The organism is Mesorhizobium sp. M7A.F.Ca.CA.004.12.1.1 (assembly GCF_003997835.1).
Classification (GTDB): Bacteria; Pseudomonadota; Alphaproteobacteria; order Rhizobiales; family Rhizobiaceae; genus Mesorhizobium.
On record NZ_RZRK01000321.1, the window covers coordinates 1 to 6533 of the forward strand.

Consider the following 6533-nt stretch of genomic DNA (forward strand, 5'->3'; position numbering starts at 1 on the left):
TCTCCGTGCTGATGGGTCTCTCCGGTTCGGGCAAGTCGACATTGCTGCGGGCGGTCAACCGGCTCAACGTGGTGTCGCGCGGCCAGGTGCTGGTCAAGGATGGCGACAAAACCGTCGACGTCGTCACCTGCGACGAGGCGACCCTGCGGCGCCTGCGCCAGAAACAGGTGGCGATGGTGTTCCAGCAGTTCGGCCTTTTGCCCTGGCGCACGGTGGAGGAGAATGTCGGTCTCGGCCTCGAACTCGCCGGCGTACCGGAAGCCGAGCGCAAGGAGCGCGTGCAACGCCAGCTCAAGCTGGTCAATCTCGACCAGTGGTCGAAGAAATACGCGCATGAGCTGTCGGGCGGCATGCAGCAGCGCGTCGGCCTGGCGCGGGCCTTCGCCACCGAGGCGCCGATCCTGCTGATGGACGAGCCGTTCTCGGCGCTCGACCCGCTGATCCGCACCAAGCTGCAGGACGAATTGCTGCAGCTCCAGGCCGAATTGAAGAAGACCATCATCTTCGTCAGCCACGACCTTGAGGAGGCGCTGAAGATTGGCTCCCACATCACCATCATGGAGGGCGGGCGCATCGTGCAAACCGGCGCGCCGGAGGACATCGTGCTGCGGCCTGCCAACGACTATGTCCGCGACTTCATCGCCAATGTGAACCCGCTGTCGGTGCTGACCGCCTGGAACGTGATGCGCGACCGTCGCGATCTGGAGCACGGCAAGGATGGCTGGGTGTGGCTCGACCGCCGCAAGACGACGCGCTTCAAGATCGATGAGCATGGGCTGGTGGCGGCGGCCGAACGCGATGGCAAGCCGGCGGTCTGGGTGTCGTGCGCCGACGTCGAAGGCCAATCCGAGGAAGCCGCGCAAGTGTTCTGGGCCAATCCGGGCACTTCGCTGAAAACCGTGATGCTGGCCATGCACCGTTCGCAGACCGCTCCCGTGGCGCTGTTCGACGACCAGTCGCGCTTCGTCGGCGCCATCGGTATCCGCGACGTGCTGAGCGCGGTGCTGCGGCGGTAACCTTCGCCGTCAATTCAGCCCATAGGGCGGTTTAGTGTTTTCGAGGGAACAGCCGGGTCGCATAATTGAGGTTGAGGAATGCGAAACGCGACGGTGGCTGCACTCATATACGAGTTTCTATTCGACGTTTACCGGCTAATCGACGCCGAGCGAGAGCACAACGAGTGGCTGCCAGACGAACATAGTGTGGTGCGTGAAGCCTTCTTTCACAGTTACATCAGCTGCTGGGAGTGGAGTACCTCGGTGCTGGAGGAGGTCGGCGCCACCAAGACCCTCCAGCTGCCGCACATTAGGCAAGACCCGAACAGGCGCAGTCCGTACAGCTACCCTTTAATGACCTTGGACGACTGTCGCGTTGCAGACTTTTTAGAGTTCGAGACATTCGACAATTATTGCTATGCAATGTTCACCTTTTACCAATTGATCGGTCAAACTTCGCGTGAGAACGAGGTCAATCTGGCCGTTCGGTCTCCCCGGTTCTTGGAGGCAGTCGCATCCAAGGACGATGTCTTCCTGATCGAGGACATTCATTGCGTTAAATTTAGACGAGATCGCTTCGAGGAAAAGGTGATGACGCGTTGGGACGAGATGCAACTTCGCATATTTCGACGCAAGGACGGCGTACTGAAATAGGCAACCAGCCTATCCACCGCTCGTTGACCTATGCTGGTTGAAGTTGAGAGCAGACCGACGAAGAACCGGCTAACGAAACTGCCCTGTCATCTTGTGGCAGCCTTATGCCGCCAGCGGCAGGCGCAGCTGCGTTAGCAGGCCACCGCCCGGGTTGTTAGACAGGCTGATCTCGCCGCCGGCGGCGCGCGCGATGTTGCGGGCAATGGTCAGGCCGAGGCCCAGACCGCCGGTCTGGCGGTTGCGCGATTGTTCGAGGCGCACGAACGAGCCGAACACGGCGTCGATCTGTGCCTGCGGTATCCCGGGCCCTTCATCGCGGATGGTGAGCAGGATCATGTCTTCCGACCGGCGCAGCGTAAGATGCGCCTTCTTGCCGTAGGTGACCGCGTTCTGCACCAGATTGGTGACACAGCGCTTGAGCGCGACCGGCCGCGCCATGCAGATCAGCCCGCGCGAACGGGTCTCGTCGTCGAACGATACGTCGTCATAGCCGTCGGCGATCGATTCCACGAGCGACCAGAAATCGATGCGTTCGTTCTTTTCCTCCGTCACTTCGAAGGTGGCGAAGTCGATCACCGAGCTGGCGATGCCCTCGACATCGGCGAGGTCGTGCGCCAATGCCTCGCGGACCGCCGATTTGCGCAACAGCTCCAGGCGCAGGCGCATCCTGGTCATCGGCGTGCGCAGATCATGCGCCAATGCCGCCGCCAGATGTTCGCGGTCCTCGACATATTCGCGCAACCTTGCCTGCATGGCGTTAATCGCCTTAGCGGCGGCACGGACCTCGCGGCTGCCGCTCTCGGCGATCGGCGGGCTCTTTAGATCCTTGCCGATCCGGTTCACGGCGGTTTCCATCATCCGGTAGGGCGCCGTCAGCCGGCGCAGCGACCAGATCGACATGATCACCACCAGCCCTGCGATCAGCGAATAGAGCGGCAGGCTGTCGAAGCTCAGGATCGGGCCGACCGGCGTGATCGGCTCGGTGAAGTTCAGCCATTGGCCGTCGGCGAAGCGCAGCGAGGCCGTCAGCTTGTCGCTCTGGGCGAAGTCGGCGGCCAATACCAGAAGGTCGCGCTCGACCTGGCCGATGTCGGGTCCCGGGGCCGTGCCGTCCGCGTCATCGGCCTCGCGCGTCGCCGGATCGCGGCGTACGCGTGCATCGGTGATGCCGAATTTCGACAGCCTGCCGACGAGGATGTCTTCGAGTTCGGCCAGTTCGTCGTCACCGGCGATCGACGAAGTGACCGCCGGTGTGTCCGAAACGGTGAGCGCATAGGTTGAATTGAACAGGCCGCTCGCCGTCGCCTTGCGCTCGTCCGGACTGGCGTCATGCATGAGCTGCACCAGCGAGAAGGCACGGTCGTTGAGCCGGTAGAGGTCGACGACGTCGTTGGCGGCGGCGCGGTCGCGCGATACGATGTAAAGGGTCGCGACCTGGCTGATCAGCAGGCCGGCAATGACGATCAGCAGCACCCAGACAGGCAAGGTCTGCGGCAGGAAACGCCTCATTCGGAGGTCGTCTCGGGCAGGAACTGGTAGCCGCCGCTGCGCACGGTCAGGATCAGCTTGGGCGTTTTGGGGTCGTCTTCCATCTTGCGCCGCAACCGGCTGACCAGGATGTCGATGCTGCGGTCGAAGGAATAGTCGCTGTCGCCGCCGGACAGTTCGATGAGCTGGTCGCGGGTCAGCACGCGCTGCGCGCTCTTGACGAAGGTCTGCAGCAGGTTGAATTCGGCCATGGTCAGCTCGACCCTGACATCGTCGGGTGCGATCAGCCGGCGCCGAGCACAGTCCATCGTCCAGCCGGCGAAGCGGTAGATCTGCTTGGTGGTGGCGCGCTTGGGCTCGGCGGCGCCATTGCGCCTGAGCACGGCGCGGATGCGCGCCAAAAGCTCGCGCGGGTCGAAGGGTTTGGGCACATAGTCGTCGGCGCCCATTTCCAGGCCGACGACGCGATCGGTCGTCTCGGTGACGGCGGTCAGCATGATGATCGGCGTCGAGTACTGGGCGCGCAGGTCGCGGCACAGCTCCAGCCCGCTCTTGCCGGGCAGCATCACGTCAAGGACGATGAGGTCCACCTGGACGCGCCGCAGGATGGTCTCCATCTCGACACCGTCGGCGGCAACCGAGGTGTGCAGGCCCCGCTTCTGGAAGAATTCCTGCAGCAGGTCGCGGATGCCCTTGTCGTCGTCGACGATCAGTATGTGTGCGTCGGATTTCACAGCAGCCCTGTCATTGTTGCCAAGCCCTTCTGTCTTTGATTGCCAAGCCCTTCTGTCACAACCCACACGATAGAATTCAGGCCATATGTTGGCCAGTGGCTATGATGGGTTCACACCGGCTTTCTCAGACACAATCCAGAAACAAAATTCTACAGTTCAGAAAAACTCCTGAAAAATTTCAAGGGCATAACTGGTCTCGTGGCGGTCAGGTCATCGGCTGCGACGCTAGTCTCCGGGTTTACGGATAAACCGATGCCAAGGTTGTCGATCAGTTTGTTGGGTGCGTTGCTGGGCTTCTGCCTGGTCACTGCCGCTGTCGGACAATCGGACGCAAAGGTGACGCTCACAACCCGGAGCGAACGGTGCGCCAATCTCAGCCACCAATTTGATGAAGCCCTCGAAACCCACGCCACGGCAACGCAGGTCACCGCGGCAAAGGCACTTCAGAGAAAGGGCAACCGGTACTGCGCCGCCAAGAAACAGGCGCAGGGCATCCGGATGCTCGCCAATGCTTTGAAGCTGCTTGGAGTGACGCCGAACGACCCGGTTCAGTAACACTCAGAAACTTGACCCGCATAAAAAGGAAACGAAGCCATGAAAAAGTCCATCCTCTCCGCCACCGGTCTCGCCGTCGCTCTGGCTTTCGCGATGCCGGCTCTCGGCAACGCCGCCGCCACCACGACCGCTGCTCCGGCTGCTTCGACGACCACAGCTCCGGCGACTGCCGCTCCGGCCAAGGCTGCTCCGAAGAAGGTCGTCAAGAAGACCGTCAAGAAGCACAAGAAGGCTGCCGAGAAGGCCGTCAAGAAGGACGCCCCGAAGACGTAATCAGGTCCGGCATAAAATGCCGGCTGTTGGCCAAGGACGCTCCAGCTGGTTTCGGCTGGAGCGGCCTTCTTCCTGTCCGAGCGCTGAAGCCCTGACGAAGTCTGGCACCGGCAGCTTCCGCCTCGACTGACACTTAACCCGTTTGCAACGCCGGCCGTGTAGGACAATCCGCATGAAGAAGCGGCTTTCGTCCATTTTGCGCTCGATGGTGATCGGCGGCCTGGTTGCCACCGGCGTCGCCAGGGTGCTGATCCTGTTCACCGCCAGCCCGGTGCCCGATCCGGCCACCGGACGCACCGAGCCTTCGCTGTTCGCGCCGGCGATTTCCACCAACTGGGACTACATCACGCCGGCACAGACCTGGCTGCTGATCGTGCTGACAGGCGCGACGTTGATCTGCGTCGCCGCGTGGCCGATCACGGTCTGGCTGGAACGCCGGGCGGATGCGGGTGGAAACCGCTTTCACCCCGATATCCGGCCCGCCACGACCGCGCGGCAGATTCCCAGCCGCCGCATGTTCGGCCGCCAGGGCCGTTGAACGGCAACCGACACTTTCCCACATGATTGTGAATGGCCGCGTCGGCGGACACTGGTTTTCGCGCGTCGACCAAAATGGACGACCGCTTTCGCTGGTGCCAGAATGGCGGCAGGGTTGCTACGCCAGAGCAATTCACCGTTTCGTGGAAACGGCGAACCGTTCTGATCCTTTGTCTTGACGCAATTCCGGGCGGAAAACCGTTTTACACTTTTCCTGGAATTGCTCTAACTGTCGGTTCCAATGCCTGAAATCACCACAAAACCGCGCGTCCAGGTCAAGCCGCAGATCGAACGGCCAAAGCTCTACAAGGTCATCCTCATCAATGACGATTTCACGCCGCGCGAATTCGTCGTGACGGTGCTGAAGGGTGAGTTCAAACTCAGCGAAGACCAGGCGCATCGGGTGATGATCACCGCGCATCGTCGCGGCGTCTGCGTCGTCGCCGTGTTCACCAGGGATGTCGCCGAGACCAAGGCGACGCGCGCCACCGATGCCGGCAAGGCCAAGGGCTATCCGCTGATGTTCAAGACGGAGCCGGAGGAGTAGCTCTACCGTCCTTCGCGGTACCACATCGAACCCATTGCCAGAAGCAGCAGGCCGAGGCCGAGGAAGCCGCCGAACAGCGGCACGCGCGAGACGGCCTTGAGCACGCTGTCGTCCGTGGTGCGCAGTCCGATCCAGTCGTTGCCGGACGCGGCACCAGCCGAGCGCACAGGCACGATGGAGGGTAGCGTCACGTCGCTGCCAAGGGCTGCGGACGACGCCAGCCGGCGCACGCTGCCGCCGGTGGCTTCAGCCGGCGCCTTCAGCCGGCTTTCGGTGGAAATGACGTCGGCGAATTCCGGGGCGTTGACCGGCCCGACATGGGCGAGCGCGGTGAGGTCGCCATTGGCGACCTGATAGAGGCCGATCTCGCTGGTCTCGACGCTGCCGAGGAAGACGCCGGGCTCGGATTTCTCGAGCTTGACGGTCAAGGTCTTGCCGGATGGGGTGATGATCTGCGCGGGGCCGGGATCGTCGGCCATCGTCTGGCGGCGGATTTCCAGCACCATGCCGCGGCCGTCGGCGGTCAGCCGCTCTTCCTCGAGCTCAGGCTCCTTCATCAGCCAGTGGGCGATGCGCCGGTAGAGCTGGACATGCGGGCCGCCGCCCTCGAAGCCGCGCGCCCACAGCCAGCCCTGATCGGACAGCAGCATGCCGACGCGGCCTTCGCCCTTACGGTCGAGCAACAGCAGCGGCCGGTTGTCGGCGCCCTTCATCACCACTGCGCCTTCGGGATTCTGCACGCCGATGGTG

At 62.7% G+C, this 6533-nt stretch carries 8 protein-coding genes and 1 pseudogene; 6 read left to right on the plus strand and 3 right to left on the minus strand.

All coding sequences use genetic code 11. The features are described from left to right. Both choV and EN984_RS17915 read left to right on the plus strand, forming a co-directional pair. Positions 1-1016: choline ABC transporter ATP-binding protein (gene choV / locus EN984_RS17910; protein ID WP_127383858.1), on the plus strand; the 1016-nt coding region annotated here is incomplete at its 5' end. Positions 1017-1109: 93 nt separating this feature from the next. Further along, positions 1110-1649: a hypothetical protein gene (locus tag EN984_RS17915; RefSeq protein ID WP_236382896.1), complete on the plus strand. Its 540-nt coding sequence runs from the start codon at positions 1110-1112 to the stop codon at positions 1647-1649. A gap of 102 nt (positions 1650-1751) precedes the next feature. Here EN984_RS17915 and EN984_RS17920 read toward each other — a convergent pair whose 3' ends face one another. Both EN984_RS17920 and EN984_RS17925 read right to left on the minus strand, forming a co-directional pair. After that, positions 1752-3158 (minus strand): ATP-binding protein, encoded by a 1407-nt coding sequence (locus EN984_RS17920; protein ID WP_127266558.1) that lies wholly within the window; start codon positions 3156-3158, stop codon positions 1752-1754. Beyond that, positions 3155-3871 carry a response regulator transcription factor gene (locus tag EN984_RS17925; protein WP_127266559.1) on the minus strand — a complete coding sequence of 239 codons (717 nt, stop codon included), beginning with the start codon at positions 3869-3871 and terminating at the stop codon, positions 3155-3157. Before EN984_RS17925 ends, EN984_RS17920 begins: the two co-directional genes overlap by 4 nt. Before the next feature lie 252 nt (positions 3872-4123). On the opposite strand from EN984_RS17925, the gene EN984_RS17930 reads away from it, so the two are divergent. The 4 genes from EN984_RS17930 to clpS all read left to right on the plus strand — a co-directional run bounded on the left by EN984_RS17930 (position 4124) and on the right by clpS (position 5783). Next, positions 4124-4426, plus strand: coding sequence for a hypothetical protein (locus EN984_RS17930; RefSeq protein ID WP_127266560.1), 303 nt, complete (start codon positions 4124-4126; stop codon positions 4424-4426). Positions 4427-4465: 39 nt separating this feature from the next. Further along, entirely contained in the window at positions 4466-4699 is a 234-nt protein-coding gene (locus EN984_RS17935; RefSeq protein WP_013529962.1) for a hypothetical protein, read from the plus strand. Positions 4700-4871: 172 nt separating this feature from the next. Next, positions 4872-5237, plus strand: coding sequence for a hypothetical protein (locus EN984_RS17940; protein WP_127266561.1), 366 nt, complete (start codon positions 4872-4874; stop codon positions 5235-5237). Between the two features lie 240 nt (positions 5238-5477). Then, positions 5478-5783 carry an ATP-dependent Clp protease adapter ClpS gene (gene clpS / locus EN984_RS17945; protein WP_127266562.1) on the plus strand — a complete coding sequence of 102 codons (306 nt, stop codon included), beginning with the start codon at positions 5478-5480 and terminating at the stop codon, positions 5781-5783. 2 nt (positions 5784-5785) lie between these two features. Here clpS and EN984_RS17950 read toward each other — a convergent pair. Continuing rightward, a pseudogene (locus EN984_RS17950) lies at positions 5786-6533 on the minus strand (hypothetical protein); the annotation flags it as partial.

Bases quoted from the DNA above. Each gene is read 5' to 3' on its own strand.
- EN984_RS17920 (WP_127266558.1), bottom strand. From the start codon at position 3,158: ATGAGGCGTTTCCTGCCGCAGACCTTGCCTGTCTGGGTGCTGCTGATC.
- EN984_RS17930 (WP_127266560.1), top strand. From the start codon at position 4,124: ATGCCAAGGTTGTCGATCAGTTTGTTGGGTGCGTTGCTGGGCTTCTGC.
- EN984_RS17935 (WP_013529962.1), top strand. From the start codon at position 4,466: ATGAAAAAGTCCATCCTCTCCGCCACCGGTCTCGCCGTCGCTCTGGCT.
- EN984_RS17940 (WP_127266561.1), top strand. From the start codon at position 4,872: ATGAAGAAGCGGCTTTCGTCCATTTTGCGCTCGATGGTGATCGGCGGC.
- clpS (WP_127266562.1), top strand. From the start codon at position 5,478: ATGCCTGAAATCACCACAAAACCGCGCGTCCAGGTCAAGCCGCAGATC.